This is a genomic window from Actinomadura sp. NPDC048021, from assembly GCF_040653135.1.
GTDB lineage: Bacteria > Actinomycetota > Actinomycetes > Streptosporangiales > Streptosporangiaceae > Spirillospora > Spirillospora verrucosospora.
On sequence record NZ_JBEZJQ010000015.1, the window covers coordinates 153272 to 172599 of the forward strand.

At 68.2% G+C, this 19328-nt stretch carries 20 protein-coding genes; 16 read left to right on the plus strand and 4 right to left on the minus strand.

Going from position 1 to position 19328, the window contains the following annotated elements; translation table 11 throughout:
• The first annotated feature begins 41 nt into the window (after positions 1–41).
• From AB0C87_RS25215 to AB0C87_RS25265, 11 genes are all read left to right on the plus strand, one after another.
• Positions 42–2042 carry a DNA polymerase gene (locus tag AB0C87_RS25215; protein WP_360579801.1) on the plus strand — a complete coding sequence of 667 codons (2001 nt, stop codon included), beginning with the start codon at positions 42–44 and terminating at the stop codon, positions 2040–2042.
• A 94-nt stretch (positions 2043–2136) separates the two neighbouring features.
• Positions 2137–2271 carry a hypothetical protein gene (locus tag AB0C87_RS25220; protein ID WP_360579803.1) on the plus strand — a complete coding sequence of 45 codons (135 nt, stop codon included), beginning with the start codon at positions 2137–2139 and terminating at the stop codon, positions 2269–2271.
• 13 nt (positions 2272–2284) lie between these two features.
• Positions 2285–2455, plus strand: coding sequence for a hypothetical protein (locus AB0C87_RS25225; protein ID WP_360579805.1), 171 nt, complete (start codon positions 2285–2287; stop codon positions 2453–2455).
• Positions 2455–3111, plus strand: a complete 657-nt coding sequence (locus AB0C87_RS25230; RefSeq protein ID WP_360579807.1) for an RNA ligase family protein — start codon at positions 2455–2457, stop codon at positions 3109–3111. Before AB0C87_RS25225 ends, AB0C87_RS25230 begins: the two co-directional genes overlap by 1 nt.
• Positions 3112–3137: 26 nt before the next feature.
• Complete coding sequence (locus AB0C87_RS25235) at positions 3138–3278, plus strand: hypothetical protein (RefSeq protein WP_360579809.1); 141 nt, start codon at positions 3138–3140, stop codon at positions 3276–3278.
• Positions 3279–3514: 236 nt separating this feature from the next.
• Entirely contained in the window at positions 3515–3673 is a 159-nt protein-coding gene (locus AB0C87_RS25240; protein WP_360579811.1) for a hypothetical protein, read from the plus strand.
• The gene (locus tag AB0C87_RS25245; RefSeq protein ID WP_360579813.1) at positions 3664–3897 is read left to right on the plus strand and encodes a hypothetical protein; all 234 of its coding nucleotides are present in this window, start codon (positions 3664–3666) and stop codon (positions 3895–3897) included. The genes AB0C87_RS25240 and AB0C87_RS25245 overlap by 10 nt, the downstream gene beginning before the upstream one ends.
• Entirely contained in the window at positions 3897–4268 is a 372-nt protein-coding gene (locus AB0C87_RS25250; RefSeq protein WP_360579815.1) for a DUF2493 domain-containing protein, read from the plus strand. Before AB0C87_RS25245 ends, AB0C87_RS25250 begins: the two co-directional genes overlap by 1 nt.
• A complete protein-coding gene (locus tag AB0C87_RS25255) occupies positions 4265–4657 on the plus strand; it encodes a hypothetical protein (protein ID WP_360579817.1) in 393 nt (130 codons plus the stop codon). The genes AB0C87_RS25250 and AB0C87_RS25255 overlap by 4 nt, the downstream gene beginning before the upstream one ends.
• On the plus strand, positions 4657–4821 hold the full coding sequence (locus AB0C87_RS25260; protein ID WP_360579819.1) for a hypothetical protein: 165 nt from the start codon (positions 4657–4659) through the stop codon (positions 4819–4821). Before AB0C87_RS25255 ends, AB0C87_RS25260 begins: the two co-directional genes overlap by 1 nt.
• Positions 4818–4940 carry a hypothetical protein gene (locus AB0C87_RS25265; RefSeq protein ID WP_360579821.1) on the plus strand — a complete coding sequence of 41 codons (123 nt, stop codon included), beginning with the start codon at positions 4818–4820 and terminating at the stop codon, positions 4938–4940. The genes AB0C87_RS25260 and AB0C87_RS25265 overlap by 4 nt, the downstream gene beginning before the upstream one ends.
• Before the next feature lie 42 nt (positions 4941–4982).
• Here the strand turns inward: AB0C87_RS25265 and AB0C87_RS25270 are convergent, their stop codons facing one another.
• The 3 genes from AB0C87_RS25270 to AB0C87_RS25280 form a co-directional block, all read right to left on the minus strand.
• On the minus strand, positions 4983–6557 hold the full coding sequence (locus tag AB0C87_RS25270) for a recombinase family protein (protein WP_360579823.1): 1575 nt from the start codon (positions 6555–6557) through the stop codon (positions 4983–4985).
• Between the two features lie 24 nt (positions 6558–6581).
• Positions 6582–6728, minus strand: coding sequence for a redoxin domain-containing protein (locus AB0C87_RS25275; RefSeq protein WP_360579825.1), 147 nt, complete (start codon positions 6726–6728; stop codon positions 6582–6584).
• 373 nt (positions 6729–7101) lie between these two features.
• Positions 7102–7980, minus strand: coding sequence for an NAD(P)H-binding protein (locus tag AB0C87_RS25280; protein WP_360579827.1), 879 nt, complete (start codon positions 7978–7980; stop codon positions 7102–7104).
• 92 nt (positions 7981–8072) lie between these two features.
• Here AB0C87_RS25280 and AB0C87_RS25285 point away from each other — a divergent pair, with 92 nt between their 5' ends.
• Entirely contained in the window at positions 8073–8777 is a 705-nt protein-coding gene (locus tag AB0C87_RS25285; protein ID WP_345176557.1) for a TetR/AcrR family transcriptional regulator, read from the plus strand.
• Between the two features lie 41 nt (positions 8778–8818).
• On the opposite strand, the gene AB0C87_RS25290 is transcribed toward AB0C87_RS25285, so the two are convergent.
• Complete coding sequence (locus AB0C87_RS25290; protein ID WP_345176559.1) at positions 8819–9454, minus strand: TetR/AcrR family transcriptional regulator; 636 nt, start codon at positions 9452–9454, stop codon at positions 8819–8821.
• Between the two features lie 100 nt (positions 9455–9554).
• Between AB0C87_RS25290 and AB0C87_RS25295 the strand changes: the two genes are divergently transcribed.
• The 4 genes from AB0C87_RS25295 (at position 9555) to AB0C87_RS25310 (ending at position 19316) form a co-directional block, all read left to right on the plus strand.
• Positions 9555–11030: a carotenoid oxygenase family protein gene (locus AB0C87_RS25295; RefSeq protein ID WP_360579830.1), complete on the plus strand. Its 1476-nt coding sequence runs from the start codon at positions 9555–9557 to the stop codon at positions 11028–11030.
• An 88-nt stretch (positions 11031–11118) separates the two neighbouring features.
• A complete protein-coding gene (locus tag AB0C87_RS25300) occupies positions 11119–12096 on the plus strand; it encodes a LysR substrate-binding domain-containing protein (RefSeq protein ID WP_360579832.1) in 978 nt (325 codons plus the stop codon).
• A gap of 147 nt (positions 12097–12243) precedes the next feature.
• Positions 12244–15678 carry a CDP-glycerol glycerophosphotransferase family protein gene (locus tag AB0C87_RS25305; RefSeq protein WP_360579834.1) on the plus strand — a complete coding sequence of 1145 codons (3435 nt, stop codon included), beginning with the start codon at positions 12244–12246 and terminating at the stop codon, positions 15676–15678.
• Between the two features lie 47 nt (positions 15679–15725).
• A complete protein-coding gene (locus AB0C87_RS25310) occupies positions 15726–19316 on the plus strand; it encodes a CDP-glycerol glycerophosphotransferase family protein (protein WP_360579836.1) in 3591 nt (1196 codons plus the stop codon).
• Positions 19317–19328: the final 12 nt, after the last annotated feature.

A 19328-nucleotide genomic window follows, 5' to 3' on the forward strand; every position in this document is an offset into this window, starting at 1 on the left:
GGGGCCTTCGGGCCCCCGCCCGTCTTGGAGAGGAGGGGAAATTGCCAAAGGGCACTCTCTACTTCGACATCGAAACGCACAGCCAAGAGTTTCTTTATTCCATGCCTCCGGAGGAGTTCGTCCGGCTGATCGGCTACGCATGGGGAGATGGCCCAGTCCAGATCACGGCCGATCTGGAGGAAATCCGGAAAGCGATCCTCAAGGCTCGTTGGATCATCGGGCACAACATTCACACCTTTGACCTGCGGGCAATCTTCGGGATCGATTCCAACATTCCGATGCAGCTCGCAGACGAGGGCCGGGTGTATGACACCTGGACCCATGGCGTTCTTGTCAACCCCGCTCCGGCCGTTTACACGAACCGGCATGGCCGGCAGGCAAGGGCCACCAAGCCCGAAGAGATGAAGGCTTGGTTCGCTCTGGACGAGCAGGCGTTCCAGCTCGGCGTGCCTGGCAAGACTGCTGATCTCCGGGAGCTGGCCCACGAGTTCGGCGACCCCGACCTCCCCAAGAAGGCTCGGATCGCTGACGGCTTCGGGAAGATCCCCGTTGACGATCCTCGGTATCGGGCGTACCTCGTTGGCGACGTCGAGGCGTCGCGGAACGTGGCGAAGGTCCTCTTCAAGAAGGGCAAGCTCGACAACTACGCGATGCGCGAGCAGCGGATCGAGAGCCGCAAGGCTGCTATCTCGTCCAACGGCTGGCGTGTCGACCAGGAGGCGGCCCAGGCAAGGGCCGACTACCTGAAGCAGCGCCGTGAGGAAATCATGGCGGGCCTGGTCCGCGACTACGGGTTTCCAACCCAAGGGGATCAGCCGTGGAAGACCAACCCAGGAAAGAACGCCATCATGGCGGTTCTCAGGGACCACGGCATCACACCGCAGAGCCGCCCTGACTGGCCTCACACCGATGGCATGAAGAACATCGGGAAAGCCAGGGAAAAGGCCAGGGAAGCGAAGCGGGAAGCCGAGGAACTGCGGAAGTTCCTGAAGGAGGAGGGGCACACTCTCCGGGAGCGCTCTTACAAGGCCAAAGAGAAGAAGATCGCGGCCCTGGAAGAGAAGGCCGTAGTCCCGGAATGGTTCGGGCTCTCCCTTTCCGGGGACACGATGTTGAGCCTCACCCAGGGCACCGAGATTGAGGATCTTGGCAAAGCCCTCGCTGAACTGATGGGACAGCGGTCCCTTTCGGAACTGGCACTGGAATGTGTTCACCCGGACGGGAAAGTGCACCCCGAGATCACCATGCTTCAGCGCTCCGGCCGGTGGTCCACCACCGAGCCTGGCTTGACGGTGTGGACGTCTCGCGGTGAAGGCGCCGTAGAGAAGTCGTACTTCCTTCCGGACTCCGAAGACCACGTGCTCATTGAGATCGACCTGAGCAACGCGGACGCCCGTGTGGTCGCAGCGATGTCTGGTGACGACAAGTACGCCCAGCGGTTCGAACCGGGCGCGGACGGCCACCTGATCAACGCATGGGCTGCCTGGGGCCGAGACGTGGTCGGGGAGAACAAGAAGGACCCGGTCACCGCCTCCTACAGGCAGAAGGCCAAGCCTCTCGGCCACGGATGGAGCTACGGCGGTAGGGCCAACACGCTGAGCCAGATGGCCGGCGTCCCCTTGGACGACGCCAAGACATTCGTTGACGGAATGGACAAGACATTCCGCAAGGTCGTCGGTTGGCAGAACCGAGTCCGAAAGGACGCTAACCGAGACGGCCATGTGGTGAACCCATGGGGCCGGAAGATGCCCGTCGAGAAGGGCAAGGAGTTCACCCAGGCTCCAGCCCTTCAAGGCCAATCTGGGACCCGGGAAATCATTTGCGACGCGCTTCTGAAGATGTCGCATGGTGCAGTCCGGTCCATCAAGGCGCAGATCCACGACGCCCTGGTGTTCTCCGTGCCTCGGAAGGGCTGGGAGAAGTACAGGGATTACCTGCTGAGTGTCATTGAGTCCGAGATGAATCCGAAGGGTGGCCAGTACATCGCCTTCCCGGCGGAGTGTGGTTCTCCGGGTGAGAACTGGCAGGAAGCCTGCCACTAGGAGAGGTCATGAAAGCTCGAACATTTCTGCTGTTCGTCCTTGTAATGAACGTAAGCGCCTATCTGCTCGGTCACGCTCTTGGGAGGGCCTTCAGTTGAACCTGCTGCTTGGAATCGACACAACCGAGATGGAAGAGTTCTGGTCCTCCATCGATCCTCGGCTTGCCGAGTTGTTTCTTCTCTACACCATTCCGCTCATCATCGGCGTAGTTCTGCCGAGCAAGTTCTAAGGAGAGAGTGACCATGTATCAGGAATACCTCGGCCTCAAGCCGTACGTGCTGATCGAGATCGACCAGATTCACGCTGACGACTCCGTTGAGTTCCGCATCCGTGCCGGCGGCGGACTCGACCACCCCGACATCCGCGACGTCCTGCTGGTCGTTCTGGAGTCGCTTCCCGAGGAGGAGAACTGATGACCGTTCTTGAATTCCAGCGCTGGCCGAAGACGCCTCGGCTCAACCAGGACATGATCATCACCGAGAAGATCGACGGAACCAACGGTGCCGTGGTCGTTCGGAAGGCCCCCGAGGGCTCGCCGTACACCGGCAGCGTTGAGCACTATGTGGGTTGCTTTGACGGCGAGGCGTACTTCGTTGGTGCACAGTCCCGGAACCGGCTGCTGCCCATGGGGCCGCGAGGCATGGACGACGTGTCTTGGCGGAAGCAGGACAACGCAGGCTTTGCCCAGTGGGTTCGAGAGAACTCCGAGGCCCTGGCTCTGACACTGGGGGAGGGCTACCACTACGGCGAGTGGTACGGGGCGAAGATCGGCCGCAAGTACGGCCTGGACCACCGTCGCTTCGCCCTGTTCAACGTGGGCCGGTACGGACCCCTGGATTTGGAGGCCGTCCCTGGCCTGGAGACGGTCCCGGTTCTCTACCAGGGCCAGTTCAGCACTGAGGACGCCCTGGAGATCTACGAGGAGCTGATGGTCACCGGCTCCCGTGCCGTCCCGGGCTGGGACAAGCCCGAAGGGATCATCGTCTATCACTGCGGCAGCAAGCAGGTCTACAAGGTGACGGATCAGGGCGACAAGCCTAAGTGGCAGCTCCAGGCAGTGGCTGCCTGATGGAAGCCCGAATCAAGAAGACGGTGGTGCTGGAACTCACCGAAACCGAGTTCGAGCTGATCCGAGTCTCGGTGATCAGCTATGAGGCACCCGACTACGACGGTTTCACCGACGAGGAGCGAGACAAGCTCGAATCTGATCTGAACGAGATAAAGATCGGCGTCTAGAGGGCGTGTAAACGGGCCCCGCTTCGGCGGGGCCCTTTCTATTGGAGCTACATGCACGTCCGCATCGACATCGACTGCGACATGGAGGGTGCACCAGCCGAGGACATCGGCGGACCCGGAGCTATCTGGCACTGCCCTCTCGAAATGGGGTTCTGCACTCTCTGTGGGCGAGAGCAGGACCTTCCTTGGGCTGCCATGACACACGAACGCTACGGACTTTGGTGGGTGGCCAAGAAATGACGGTCAAAGAACTGATTGCACAGCTTGAGGTGTACCCCGGTGACTGGGAGGTCACCGGAGAAGACCTCAACTACTGGTACAAGATCTACGGCCTCAATGATGACGGCGAGAAGGTTGTCATCGACATCGATAGGCGGTTCTACGAATGCATCTGACCGACTGGCTTGGTGTCGGATACGGCATTGGCAGCACCGTTGCGTACTGCGAGCACTTCCGACGCAGCTCATCTCGAATGCTCGTCGGGAAGGTCGTTGAGATCACCGAGAAGGGCACGGTGATCATCGAAGTCGAGGGTTACTCCCGAGGCTACTACTACGACAAGGAGAACTCCCGAAGGGCGTGCCAGGTCCGAGAGAACATCACCGTCCTGGAGAGCTGATGAAGCTGATCGTCACGGGTTCTCGGGATTGGAAGGACTGGTATTACATCTGGTCCGCGCTAGAGCTGTTCACGAGGTTCTCTGAGCGAGTGACGCTCGTTCACGGGGACTGCCCTGACGGGGTTGACTCTCATGCCGATGACTGGGGCGAGACGAACGCTGCTTTCGTTGGGATCATCCGCTACCCGGCTGACTGGAACAAGTACGGAAAGGCAGCCGGCCCCAAGCGCAACAAGCAGATGGTCAATGACCATCTCGACGCTGACTACGTCCTCGCATTCCCGTTGGGGGAGAGCAAGGGCACTCGCGGCTGCATGAAGTACGCGAAGTGGATGGGACTGGACGTTATCAACCTGGGAGAGAAGCTTTGAAGAGTGTGAAGATTGGCAGCCTGGAAATCTCCGGCGTCGACAGCGACGGGGATGTTGAGTTCACCATTGAGGGCGACTGGAACGATGCCTACACCTACGTCCCTGTTGCTGACCTCGTGAAGGCCCTTGAGGACCTCGGGGTTGTTCCTGCCAACACGGAAGAGACCAGTAGCTTCCACAAGTCCATTGAGGAATTCCTCAAGGACCGTGGTTTTACTGTGAGCAAGATCCTGGACGTCGAGCAGGAAACGCGCACAGGCGGCTACTGCGAGACCTGCGCCTACGAGGAAGTGGTTGTGGACATCACCTTCGAGGACGGCGATGGCCAGTGGACCCTCTACACCTACTTCGGTGACATGGGTGAGCTGATTCGGGAGCTGACCGACTGATGACCTCCGATGAAGCTGTTGCCGCGTTGGACGCCCTCGACGGCCGGGACGGGGAAGCGGCTCACGCAGAAGCCGACCGGGTGCTCCATTATTTCGTGCCCGAGGAAGTCCGCCTTGCCTACGAGCGAGTCATCATCCGTGCTGACTTTTGGGCGTACGCATGAGCGACAAAGTGATGACCACAGAGGAATGGATCGAACGGGAGCTAGCCAAGGCTCCCGCGCGTGATGAAGAGTGGCGCAAGCGAACCATGAAACTGTGGGGCTTGCGGGAAGCAGAATGACAACGGGCCCTCCCCTTCGGGGGAGGGCCCTTTTTTTTGTTTTCAGGAAGCCCACTCGATCTCGATCAGCTCCGGGTTGAAGGGCTGGCGACCCCTGCCTTGCGGATGCACGATCACTGCGCGAATGTCCTGCTTGATCCGGTGCTTCTTCTCGCTGACGGTGTAGTTCTCCCACTCCTTGAGGAGGGTGGGGTACTCCGTCTTCCGCTGGAGCTTGGAGGCCATCAGCTTCTGGCGCTTCTCCTTCAGTTCCGCCCTCTCGGTCTCCAGCTCCTCGATCAGGTCGAGAGCCTTCGCCATGGAAAGGCGCTTAGCCTTCCGGCGCTGGTTGACCTCCTCGATCTCCTCCTCGATCTCAGCCAGCCGCGAGTCGTGAACGGTCTCGTCCACCTCGTCGGCCTTGACCACCACACCGAGAGAGCGACGGACCTCCTCTAGGAAGACCGCGATGACCAGCTCCTCGATCGGCGGACCGACACGGGTGACGCCGCCACAGCCACCAAGGTTGCTCAGGCAGGCGTAGCGGTAGCCGTAGCGCTCGTACGAGGAGGACTGCTTGCTGTACCAGTTGGCTGTCAGCGGAAAGAGGCACTTCCCGCATCGTGCGATCCCGGACAGCAGGTACTTGTCGGAGGTCTCGTGCGGCTTGTTGAGCTTCCCCGCGCGCTTGGCCTTCCGGTCCGCGATGGCCTCAACGCAGGCCGCCCACTCTTCCGGGGTTACGATCGGCTTCCACGGGCCCATCACCGGCTTGCCGTCCTTGTAGACGACATAGTCCGGCAGCCACAGCTTCTTCTTGGCCTCTCGCCGCTCGGACTGGGGGATGTGGGTCATGTACCCGCAGTTGCGCGGGTTGGTCAGGATGTGCTCGACCGTGGTGTGGTCCAAGGGCAGGTCCCGCTTGCCGTGCTTCTCGATCGACTTCTTGGTCTGCTTCTTGACGTAGCCCTTCAGCGCCCACTCCTTGCGGACTGTCCCCACCTTCTTGCCGCCTGGGACGGCTCGGATGGCGTCTGCAAGGTCTATGGACTCGACGGGGTGAAGGTTCTCCCGGTCGTCGGCCCAGCCGAACGGGCGGGGAGCACCGGGCATGACGCCGGCCTCTGCCAGACGCTTGCGCTTTCGGGTGGTCCGACGCTTGTTGTTGGCCACCTCCATGCCGCCCATGGTGGCTTGCATCATGAACATCGTCCGACCCTCTTGGGTCGCGAAGTCCACGCCTCCTGTGTAGGTGCGCCCGACCAGCTTGGGGTTCATCTGGAAGAGGCGGTTCAGGCGGGCCGCGTCGTACTCCAGACGGGCGATGCGGTCTGAGTGGTAGCCGAGCAGTCCCCGGATCACAGCACCCTCCTGGAGGTCCAGGAGGAGCCGCTCGAAGTCCTTGCGGACGATGAACGGGTCCGTCGCCACAGTGTTGTTGTCGTTGTAGACAACGACGATCTTCCAGCCGAGCTGCGCTGCCAGCTCGGTCAACTCTTCGAGCTGCGCGTCAACCTCTTCGCCGATCTCTCGCCATGAGGCTGCGCCAGCCTTCATGGACTTGTCCTCCGACACGCGGAGGTACGCTCCAACGGGGATCAGGTCATCTGCGCTGGTCAGCGCGTCCTGGGGGGACATGACGACCATGATACATGATGAAGGTTATTTAGTAGTCTTCGGCCAGAAGAACACCACGCGCCACTTGCCCTCGTAGGACTTGTGGTTGATCGTCTCGAACGCGTTCTCGGCGTCCAGCGAGACGCAGGCGGTGAGCTCGTACTCGGGGAACTTGTCACCGACAGTAAGCACGCATGCTCCTTCATCATGAGAATGGGGTCGCCTCCGCATGGGGAGGCGCAGGAGGGCCGCGGGCTCTTCGCCTCGGCGGCCGATGTCACTCACAGTGCCCCGACTCGATCAAAAAGAGAAATCGATGGATCCCACAAGCGCGATAGGCGCGGCCTATCAATGTGGCGGACGGTGTGCTGACCGGCGAAAAGAGAGCGGTCGGTCCGCCGGCCGCCCGTCCGGTAGACATAGATCACACAGATGCGCCCATATCGGGTCTAACTCTGCGTAGCGCGCAAGTGTAGGGCGCTCGGCTCTCCCCGGACAACAGGCGACATTGGTGACGGGTGCCGTTGCCGCGCCGCCGGCCATCCCCAGGACCCACTGCCGTCCGTCATGATCTGGCCGGCGCGGTTCCAGGGGTGAGGGCCGCCTTGAGGACGTCCCGGAGCGGGGTCGGAGGGCGGTTCAGCAGCCGGCCGAGGGCGGGATCGACCTGCGAGAACTCGCTTCGGCGAGCCGCGGCGAACATGGCCGTGAGGATGTCCGCCCCGTGCTCGGGGACGCCGTGTGCGATCAGGCCGGACCGGTACTCGGCGTCCGGCACGACCACGTGCCTGATCGGATGTCCGGTGATCTCGGAGGCGAGGGCCGCGACCCCGGCCATGCCGACCGCCTCGCCGCCCGTCAGGGCCGGGGTGACGCCGTCGAAGACCTCCTCGGCCAGCGCGGCCGCGGCGGCTTCGGCGAGATCGTCGTGGGAGGTCCAGGAGACCGGCCCGTCCTCCGGCACCGCCAGCTCGCCGGTCCGCAGGGCGGTGTCGAGGAGCGCCGCCGTCGTGGACGCGTAGAAGCCGTTGCGCAGCGATGTGAAAGGGACGCCCGAGGCTCGCAGCGCGTCCTCGGTGGCGGCGTGGTCCCGCATGGGCGGGAAGAGGGAGGACGGGCTCGTGCCCATGTGGCCGGTGTAGACGATCCGGCCGGCGCCCGCCTTGACGGCCGCGTCGATCGCGGTGCGGTGCAGGCGCAGCGCCGCCTCGCCGGTGGTGTCGGCGGACACGATCAGGATCTGCGACGCGCCCTCGAACGCGCGGGCGAGGCTCTCGGGATCGGCGAAGTCGCCCCGGCGGACGCGGACGCCGCGTTCACGGAGGTCTCCCGCCTTCTCCGGATTCCGGACGCTGACCCCGATCTCCTCGGCGGGGACGCGTCCGAGCAGGCGCTCGACGGTCATCCGGCCGAGTCGCCCGGTGGCCCCGGTGATGATGATCATTGCTTCCGCCCCTTCGCCGAATCAGTGCTAACGAAATCACGGTAACACCGATACTTGAACAGTGCTAACCCAAGTCTGTTATCGTCGTTAGCATGCAGGAAGGGCATTCCGGTGACGGACCGCGGGAGCGCATCCTCGCCGCCACCGCCGAGCTCCTGGCCGAGGGCGGGCGCGAGGCCGTCTCCACGCGCGCGGTGGGGGTCGCGGCCGGGGTCCAGGCGCCGACCATCTACCGGCTCTTCGGGGACAAGGGCGGCCTGCTCGACGCGGTCGCCGCCGAGGGCTTCGCGGCCTACCTGGCCGCCAAGGCCGGCCCGCGACCCGACGCCGACCCGGTGGACGACCTGCGCGCCGGATGGGACGAGCACGTCGAGTTCGGCCTGGCCAATCCGGCCCTCTACATGCTCATGTGCGAGCCCCGTCCCGGGAGGGCGCCGGCGCCGGCGGCGGTCGCCGGGTTCGAGATCCTCTCCGCCCGCATCCGGCGGATCGCCGAGGCCGGGCGGCTGCGCGCCGGTGAGGAGCGTGCCGTCCGGCTCGTCCACGCGGCCGGCTCCGGCACGACCCTCGCACTGATCGCGATGCCCGAGGGCGACCGCGACCCGGGGCTGTCCGTCATGGCGCGCGAGGCGGTCATCACGGCGATCACGACGGACGCTCCCGTGCCGGCGGCGCCCGGCCCGGTCGGCGCCGCCATCGCCTTGCGCGCCGCCCTTCCCCAGGCCGTCGCCCTGACCGAACCGGAGCGGGGCCTGATGCGGGAATGGCTCGACCGCATCACCGACCACTCTGGCTGACCCTCGCCTGAGGGCGGCCCTCGACGGCGCGAGGGGCCGGCTCAGCGGGGCCGGGCGGCGGCGTGGACGGCGAGGGCTTCGGCGGCGTCGGCGAACATGTCGGCCAGGCCGGACAGGGAGGTCGGGATCTCGCCGTCCAGCCAGGCGACGAGGTTCTCGTTCCACCCGGCGACCAGCATCGTGGCGGTGAAGCGCATGCGCGCGTCGGCGTCCGGCGGGATGTCGTAGAAGGTGCGGGCGTACTCGATGACCAGGCGGGCGTAGTCGCGGCGTGCGGCGTGCTGGCGCGCCCGCAGGACGGGGCTGGCCGCCGCCTCGACCAGCACCACGCGGATCTTGCGGGGGTCGGTGCGGCCCGTGTCCAGCGCGGCCAGGGCGGCGGAGCGGACGGTCGTGCGCAGGTCGGCGTCCGGTCCGGCGGCGGCCACTCCCCGGGCGGCGGCCTCGGCGATCTCCGCGACGATCCGGTCGTGGACCTCGGTGAGCAGGGCGTCGAGGTCGGTGAAGCTCTCGTAGAAGTAGCGCGGGTTGAGGCCGGCGCGCGCGCAGACCGCGCGCAGGGACGTCCCCCGGACGCCCTCCGCCGCCAGCAGGTCGAGGGCCGCGTCCAGGAGGGCGGCGCGGCGGTCGGCGCGGCGGCGGTCGGCGGTCACGCCGCCGTACGGGCGAGGACTCACCCCGCAATCTTGACACAGCCGTTGCCAGAACCTACCTTTCTGGCAACATGCGTAGCCAGATGGGGAGGCCCCCGTGCCCCGCTCCAGCGACACAGACCCCGTGACGACGGACACCGCAGCGCCCCGGCCCGGCGAGCCGGACATGGCGCGCGTCTTCGCGCCGCTCCTGCGCGAGCACGACTACGTCATCGACCAGATCGACGGGAAGCTCCCGCCCGGCCTGACCGGGACGCTGTACCGGATCGGCCCCGGCAAGTGGGAGGTCGGGCGGACGCTGATGCACCACCTCTTCGACGGCGACGGGATGGTCTCGCAGTTCGCCTTCGACGGACGGTCCGTGCGGTTCCGCAACCGGTACGTCCGGACGCCGCAGTTCAGGCACGGCATGGTCGCCGACGGGCCCGTCCGGCCGGGGGTCGGAACCCCGCTTCCCGGCGGCTTCTGGGCCAACTTCGTGAAGGGGAAGGGGCCGGCGAACCCCGCCAACACCGGGATCGCCCTGCACGCCGACCGGCTGCTGGCCCTGTGGGAGGGCGGTCCGCCGCACCGGCTCGACCCCGACACGCTGGAGACGCTCGGCGTCCACGACTTCGACGGGCGGCTGCGCGGCGCGCTCAAGGCGTTCTCCGCCCACCCGAAATGGGATCCGGTGACGGGCGAGATGTTCAACTTCGGACAGGACTTCAGTCCGCTGCCGTCCCTGAACTGCTGGAAGGTCGACCGGCGCGGCCGGCTGCGGCGGCTCGCCCGGGTCCGGATGGCGAACATGCCGTGGAACCACGATGTGGCGCTGACGACCGACCACATGGTGTTCGTCCTGGACCCGTACATGGTCGACCTGCGCACGATGTTCGGCGGCGGCGCGTCGGTGTTCGACGCGATCCGGCACCGTCCCGAGAAGGGGACGCGGTTCGTGCTGGTGCCGCGCGACGGCGGTCCGGCGCGGGTCGTGGAGCATGAGGCGCTCGTGCACGTCCACGTGGCGAACGCCTTCGAGGACGGCGCCGACACCGTCGTCGACCTGGTGCTCTTCGACGACTTCGAGGCGATCAGGCGTGACCTGTCCGACTTCCGCGCCCGCTTCACCGACCTGCCGTCCAGCAGGCTGACGCGCTGCCGGATCACCCCGGCGGGACGGGTGATCGAGACGCCGCTCTCCGACCTGCCCGGCGAGTTCCCCCAGTACGACTGGCGCCGCTCCACGCGCAGGCACCGCTACACCTACATGACGGGACGGACGGGCCCGAGCGGCGAGTACGACACCGTCCTGAAGGTCGACAACGACACCGGCCGCACGCAGGCGCACGAGGCCGGCCCGCACACCTACGTGGGCGAGCCCGTCTTCGTGCCCCGCGCGCCGGACTCCGCCGAGGACGACGGGTGGCTCCTGGCGGTCGTGTATCTCGCGGCGGAGCACCGCTCGCGGCTCACCGTCCTGGACGCCAGGGACCTCACCTCCGTCGCGGACCTCCACCTGCCGCATCACATCCCGTTCGGCTTCCACGGCACCTTCACCCCGCGCGTTGCCGACCCCGACGCGCCCATCCCCCATCCCGACCGCCTGCCCGTCCGCTGAGCGCCTGCCCGCTGTGGTGAACACCACCCCGCCTCCACCTGGGACAAGTCACGGTGCGTGATCGGCCTTGGGTAGTGTCTGCGGCAGGATGGGGATCAGCAGACCGACGGTGGCCCAGTTGCGGGCGTTCCTGGCATTGGCGGAGTACCTGCATTTCCGGGACGCCGCCGCCGCTCTCCGCATGAGCCAGCCCGCCCTGTCCGGGGCCGTGGCGGCGCTGGAGGAGGGCCTCGGGACGCAGCTCGTCGAGCGGACGACGCGCAAGGTCCTGCTGACTCCCGCGGGGGAGCGGGTCGCGCGGCGGGCCGAGACCGTCCTGGCGGAACTCGACCGGCTGGTCGAGGAGGTCCAGGCCGTCCGGGGGATGCTCGTCGGGCCGCTCAGGGTGGGCGTCATCCCGACCGTCGCGCCGTACCTGCTGCCGGTCGTCCTTCCTCGGCTCGCCAAGGAGTTCCCCGACCTGGAACTGTCCGTCCACGAGGAGCAGACCGGCCACATCGTCGCGGAACTGCTCGCGGGACGCCTGGACGTGGTGCTGCTGGCGCTTCCCGTGCCCGCGTCGGGCGTGACGGAGCTGCCGCTGTACGACGAGGACTTCGTGCTCGTCGCGCCCGCCGGGTTCGAGCTGGGAGCGACCGGGGTCGCGCGGGAGGCGCTCAACGACCTCGACGTCCTCCTGCTGAACGAGGGCCACTGCCTGCGCGACCAGGCGCTGGACGTCTGCCGGGAGGTGGGGGCGCGCGCCGCCGCGGCGACGTACGCCACGAGCCTGGCGACGCTGGTCCAGCTCGTGTCGGGCGGCCTCGGGGTGACGCTCGTCCCCGAGACGGCGCTGCCCGTGGAGACCCGCCGGGCGCCGAACCTCGGCCTGCACCGGTTCGCGGCCCCGGCGCCGTTCCGCCGCGTCGGCCTGGGCTTCCGGTCGACGTCGCCGCGCGCGGACGAGTTCGAGGCGCTCGCCGCGAGCGTCCGCGCCGCCCTCTCCGAGTCGGCCGCGGCGGAGTCGGGCGCGGCGGAGTCGGGCACGGCGGGGCCGGGCGCGGCCCCCGGCATCCGCCCCGCCTGATCCCCGGCTCTGATCCTTCGGGTTAACGCCCAGGTCAAGCCGCGGCCAGGCGAGGTCAAGTCTGCGTCAGGGGACGGCCTCGCAATCGCGATGCGCGTTCGTGCGGCGGCGTGACGTCACCATGCTCGGGGGCGAGGAGGAGGCCCCATGTCCCCGAAGCTCAGCGTGGTCGTGCCGTTCCACAACACCGAGGAGTACCTCCAGGAGTGCCTGGAATCGCTGGCGGGCCAGACGCTGGGCGACCTTGAAGTGATCATGGTGGACGACGGGTCCACCGACAACGGCGCCGTGATCGCCAAGGACATGTGCGGCCGCGACCCGCGGTTCCGGCTCCTCACCCGGGAGAACGAGGGGCCGGGGCCCGCCCGCAACGCGGGGGTGCGGCAGGCGAGGGGCGAGTACCTGGCGTTCGCCGACGCCGACGACGTCGTGGAGCGCGAGGCGTACGCGCGGCTGGTCGCGTCCCTTGAGCGGACCGGGTCGGACCTGGCGTCCGGCAACGTCCAGCGGATGGACGACGACCGGACCTGGCAGTCGCACCTGCACGACGGCCTGTTCACGCAGTCCCGTTCGAAGACGCATGTGTCGTCCATGCCGATGCTCATGCGCGACCGGACGCCGTGGAACAAGGTGTACCGGCGGGCGTTCTGGAACCGGACCGGTCTGGAGTTCCCCCCGGGCTACTACGAGGACCCGCCTGTCACGGCGCGCGCGCACGCCCTGGCCCGTTCCGTGGACGTCCTCAGCGAGACGGTCTACTTCTGGCGCAGGCGTCCAGGGTCCATCACAGAGGACCGCTACGACTGGGACAACTTCAGCCAGCGCATGCGCTCCGCCCGGGTCGTCCGGGACGGTCTGGCCGACTACGCCCCGCAGCTCCTGAACGCCTACGACGAGCACGTGCTGATCCCCATCGAGCTTCGCGTCCTGTTCGAGGCCCTCCCGAGGACGCAGGACGAGAACCGCGGTGAACTCGTGGCCATGGGGGCGGCCCTGGCACGGCGGGTGAACGCACGCGTCCTCAAGCGGCAGCCCGCGATGACGCGTCTGCAACTGCACCTGCTGTGCCGGCGGATGCTGCCGGAACTCCTGGAGGTGCTGCGCTTCGTCCAGCTGCGCAAGGCGGCGGACGCGCCGCGCGTGCGGCGCGGCCTGCGGCACCGCTGGTACGCCGAGTACCCGTTCTTCGAGGACGAGGACCGGGGCGTCCCCGCGCACGTGTACGACGTGACCGACGAGCTCAGGCCGGTCGCGGCGATCGACCGGGCCACCTGGGCGGACGGGCTGCTGCGCCTGGAGGGCCACGCCTACGTCCGGCATCTGGACGCCTCCAGCGAGGACGGGTCCCGGATCCGGCTCTGGCTGGTGGCGGCCAACAAGCGGGGCCTCGTGCGCGTCCCGGTCCGGAGGGTCCGCAGGCCGGACGTGACCGCCGGGTCGCGGCAGTCGAACGTCTCCTACGACTGGTCCGGCTTCGTCGCGGAGATCGACCCGTCCGCGCTGCGGATGTTCGGGCGCTGGCGGGACGTCGACTGGGTGCCGTGCGTCGAGATCGTCAACCGGGGGCTGCGGCGCCGGTCGACGTTCACCGGCCCGCGGCTCACCGGGCGGCAGTGGCCGCGGGACAGGGAGTGCGCGCCGGGCGTGCTCGTCCAGGGCGTCGCGGGCCGGAACCGCTTCGTGATCCAGGTGCGCCGCACGCCGGCGGCGGTCGTCGGCTGCCACCTGGAGGGCGGCGAGCTGTGGCTGGACGGCTGGAGCCGCGTCCCGCTCGGGGACGAGCCGCGCGTCACCGCCACCCCGAGGACGGGGCGGGCCACGGTGCTCGGCCCGGTCGAGCCGGTCGGCGCCGACGGGTTCCGGGCGCGGCTGCCGGTCGCCGGGCTGGCCCGGCGGCAGGGCGACTGGGAGATCGCGCTGTCGGAGGGGATCCGCCCGTACCTGGACGAGGACGCCGCGGGCGCCGCCTTCTCCGTCCCCGGCGGGGAACTGGAGATCGCCAGGACGCGGCGCGGCACGCTGCGGATCGTCTCCCGCGGGCGCGTCCTCGCCGTCGAGGAGGTGTCGTGGTCGCCCGAGGGCGCCCTGCGCCTGGCGGGCACGTGCTCGGAGCGGATCGGGCGGCCCGACTCGCTGGTCCTGCGGCGGCGGCGGTCGAGCGAGGAGCACGCCGTCAGGCTGCACTGGGAGGACGACCGGTTCACCGCGGTGTTCTCGCCCGCGCGCATGCCGGTGCTCGGACTGTCGCGCCCGCTGGTCTCCGGCCGCTGGGACGCCCTCGCCACCGTCGGCGGGGAGGAGCGGCCGGTGGTCGTCCGCCGCCACAGCCTCCGCGACCTGCCGGAGCCGTTCGAAGCGGGCCTGCACCGGATCACCGTCCGGGCCCAGAAGACCGACCAGTTGCAGTTGCGCGTCGAGACGGCCTTGGACGACGACGAGCGCGGAGCCTACGCGCAGAGCCGCATCCGGTCCGGGCACTACCGGCGCCACCTGAACCTGCCCGTCCGTGAACTCGCCGTGTTCGACGCGTACAAGGGGCGCCAGTACTCGTGCAACCCGCGCGGCATCTATGACGCGCTGCGGCGCCGCGAGACCGACCTGGAATGCGTGTGGGTCACCGAGAACGGACAGTTCGGCAAGCCTTCCGGCGCCCGCACCGTTCTGGCCGGGACGCGGGAGCACTACGAGGCGCTCGCCCGCGCGCGCTACATCTTCGGCAACTGGTCGCAGCAGGAATGGTTCACCAAACGCGAGGACCAGACCTACGTGCAGTGCTGGCACGGGACGCCCCTGAAGAAGCTCGGGTACGACGTCAAGCAGATGCCCTTCAAGCGCACCGAGGGCGTGGACTGGATGGAGCACGACGTCCCTCAGTGGGACCTCCTGCTCGCCCAGAACGCGTTCTCCGTGCCGCTGTTCCGGCGCGCGTTCGGCTACACCGGGGACGTCCTCGAAAGCGGCTACCCCCGCAACGACGTGCTGAGCAGCCCGCACCGCGACGAGATCGCCGCGGCGGTGCGGCGGCGGCTCGGCATCCCGGAGGGCAAGCGGGTCGTCCTGTACGCACCGACCTGGCGGGACGATTTCCACCACGCGATCGGCAAGCGCGCGTTCCGCCTCGAATTCGAGATCGACAGGTTCCGGGCCGCGCTGGGCCGCGACCACGTCCTGCTCCTGCGGACGCACTACCTCGTCACCGACCGCCCGAGGCTGCGGCCGGGCGACTGCGTCATGGACGTCTCGGTCTACCCCGACATCTCGGAGCTGTTCCTCATCAGCGACGTGCTCGTGACCGACTACTCGTCGTCCATGTTCGACTTCGCCGTCACCGGCCGCCCGATGGTGTTCTTCACCTACGACCTGGAGCGCTACCGCGACCACGTGCGCGGCTTTTACTTCGACTTCGACGCGGAGGCGCCGGGGCCGCTGCTCGCCACCACGCAGGACGTCGTCGAGGCCCTCCGCGAGCCCGCCGCGCTGGAGACCGGGTTCCGGGACGCGCGCGCCGCCTTCGCCGCCCGGTACTGCCCGCACGACGACGGCCACGCGGGCGCCCGCGTGCTCGACCGGGTCCTCCGCTGAAGCCCCGCAAGCCCACGAATCCCCGAAAGCCCAGTACGGAGCCGCTCGTGTCCCCGCAGATCAGCATCGTCGTCCCCATCCGCAGCACCGGCGGCCGCCTGGCGGAGTGCCTGGAGTCGATCGCGGGGCAGACGCTGCGCGACATCCAGGTGCTCATGGTGGAGGACGGTCCGGACTACGGCAGTGCCGCGAAGGACGCCGCGGCCGACGACGCTGCCGTCGCCAAGGAGTTCGCGGGCCGCGACGACCGTTTCGCCCTGCTGCAGCCCGCCCCCGGCACGGCGGCGGCCGACGCGGGCGTCGAGCAGGCGAAAGGCCGCTACCTCACCTTCGCCGACGGTGAGGACACAGTGCCGCCCTACGCCTACGAACTGCTGGTCGGGACCCTGGACAACACCGGTTCGGACCTCGCGGGCGGAAACGTCATGTGCCTGGACGAGGAACAGGCGTGGCAGTCGCCGCTCCACAGCGACCCCTACGCGGAGACCGTGTTGTCCACGCACGTGACCCGCCATCCCGCCCTCCTGCAAGACAGGACTGTGTGGAACAAGGTCTACCGGCGCTCGTTCTGGGACGCGTACGGCTTCGAGTTCGGAACCAGCGGTGACCTCCTCATCGCCGTGCAGAGCCACGTGCTGGCCTCCGCCGTGGACGTGCTGGACGCGACCGTCTATTTCTGGCGGGACCGTCCCGGAACGGGCTTGCGCACGCGCCCCGACCCAGCCGACATCACCGCGCGCATGGCGACCCTCGCGAAGACGCGGGAATTCGTCCGTACGCAAGCGCCGGACCTTCTGACCGTCCACGACATGTACGCGCTCGACCTGGACGTGCGCGAACTGATGCTCGCCCTGCCCGCGGCCACCTGGGAGGAGCGCGAACACCTGGTCGAACTGGGCGCGGAGGTCGTCGCCGTCGCCGGGCGCCGCGCCACGGCCGGGCTTGAGGCGATCAGGCGGCTGGAGACGTACCTGCTCGGCGAGCGCATGCTGCCCGAACTGCTGGAGGTGCTGCGCTTCGAGGAGGGCGGCCTGCGGGGCGTCCCGCTGGTGTCGCGCGGCCGTCTCCGGCAGCGCTGGTACGCCCGCTACCCCTTCTTCGACGACGCCGAGCGGGGCGTCCCGGAGGACGTGTACGACGTCACCGACGAGCTGGCGCTGTGGGCGGACGTCGACCGTGTGGAGTGGGACGTCGACACCCTCATCGTCGAGGGGCACGCCTGCTTCGACCGGTTCGCCGTGGCGTCGGTGACCGATTCCCGGATCCGCGTGTGGATGCGCGACGTGCGGACCGGCAAGGAGATCCGGCTGCCGGTGGAGCGCCGCTACGTCCCGGAGGTCACGGCGCGCTCAGGGCAGGCGAACGTCTCCCTCGACTGGTCGGGCTTCACGGTACGGGTGGAGCCCGAGTACCTGCTGGACAACGACGAGTGGCGGACGGCCACCTACGAGCTGTTCGCCGAGGTGACGACGGCCGGGCGCAGGGCGGTGCAGCGGCTGACCGCGATGGCTCCCGCCGTCAGGTGGACGTCGCCGCGGCAGGTGGACGAGCACGTGGCCGTCCAACCGGCGGCGGGCGACGACGACGTGTTCGTCGTTCACGTGAAGCGGGCCAAGGCCGTCCTCACCAGGCTCGGCCTCGACGGCGACGCGCTGGTGCTGTCCGGCTGGACGCGGCGCGCGCTCGGTGCCGGAGCCGCGATGGTCGCGGTCCGGCGGCACGGGGGAGCCGAGGTCCGCGGGGAGGTGACGCTGCGGCAGGCGGCCGTCCTGCGGATGGCGGAGGGCACCGGGTTCGACTTCACGGCGAGGCTGCCCCTGAAGTACCTGGCGTCCGTGCCGAACAGCGCGCCGAACAGCGCGCCGAACACCGTCCCGTACGGCACGCACCTGCGCGACGTCATCGACTGGGACATTCGGTTGACGGGCGAAGGCGGCCCGCTGCGGCTCACCGTCGCGAGCAACGTCAAGCCCGCCCGCTTCGCCCTGCCGGAGAGCGTGGGGCGCGGCCGGGAGTTCGCCGTCAGCCGCACCGCGTTCGGCAACCTGCGCGGAGTCGAGCGCAGCTTCCGCCCGGTCGTCACGGGCGCCGCATGGGACGCCAACGGACTGCTCACGCTGAGAGGCGACTTCGCCGACCCGGAACACCGCCCCGACCGCTTCGTCCTCCGGCGGCGCCGGTCCGGCGACGAGCACCGCGTCCCCGTCACCTGGGAGGGAGACCGGTTCACCGCCGCGTTCCTCCCCGCGACGGTGTCGGTGTTCGGGACGGACCTGCCGCTGAGCAGCGGTACCTGGGACCTGGTGGCGCCCACGCGATCGGGAGAGGTGGCCGTCGTCGTCGAACGCGAGGCCATCCCCGACCTGCCCGACCGTCATCGCGCGGGCACGCACGAATTCGAGCTCGGCGTCCACCAGATCGACGCGCTGATACTGCACAGCCGCGTCTCCCTGGAGGACGACGAGCGCGGCGGACACGCGCAGACCCTTCTCCAGCAGAGGGACTACACCGTCTACCTGCGGAACCCTCTGGCCGACATGGTGCTGTTCAGCAGCTACAACGGCTCCCAGTACAGCTGCAGCCCGAGGGCCGTCTATGAGGAGCTCATCCGCCGTGACGCCGACCTGGAATGCGTGTGGGTCTCCCAGGACGGCCAGTTCGCGGTGGACGGAAAGGCCACGACCGTCCTGGCGGGGAGCCGCGAGCACTACCGCGTCCTCGCGCACGCCCGGTACGTCGTCGCCAACCACGCGATGCCGCCCTGGTTCTTCAAGCGGACAGGTCAGGTCTACCTCCAGACGTGGCACGGCACCCCGTTGAAGCGCCTCGCCTACGACCTCCAGGACATGCCGTACCAGCGCACCGAGCGGCTGGACTGGATGGAGGAGGAGGTGCCGCGATGGGATCTCCTGCTGTCCTCCAGCCCGTACGCCACCCAGGTCATGCGGCGGGCCTTCCGGTACGAGGGCGAGGTCCTGGAGACGGGGTTCCCGCGCAACGACATCCTCAGCACGCCCGAGTGGGAACGCATCGGAACCCGCGTCCGGAAGCGCCTGGGGATGCCGCAGGGCAAGAAAGTCGTCCTCTACGCGCCGACATGGCGGGACGACCGGCATCACGCAGAAGGCAAGCAGGGTTTCTCGCTGGAGCTGGACGTTGAGACCATGCGCCAGGCCCTGGGCGACGACCACGTCCTCCTCCTGCGGACGCACCACTTCGTTACCGACCGGGACCGGATCGCTGCGGGCCGGCTCGCCGGCGGCGACGCTGGCCCCTTCGTCATCGATGTGTCCCGGTATCCCGACATCGCCGAGCTGTACATGGCCGCTGACGTGCTCGTCACGGACTACTCGTCCGCCATGTTCGACTACGCCATCCTGGGCCGCCCCATCGTCCTCTACACCTACGACCTGGACTGGTACCGCGACCACGTGCGCGGCTTCTACTTCGACCTGGAGGCCGAAGCGCCCGGCCCGGTCGTACGGACGTCGGCGGAGGTCGCCGAGGCGGTCAGGGGAGCGTCCGCGAGCGAGCAGCGCTACGCCGACGCCTACGACCGCTTCTTCGTGAAGTACTGCCCGCACGACGACGGCCAGGCCGCGTCCAGGGTGGTGGACCGCGTCTTCGGCAAGGCCTGAGGGCAGGGGAGG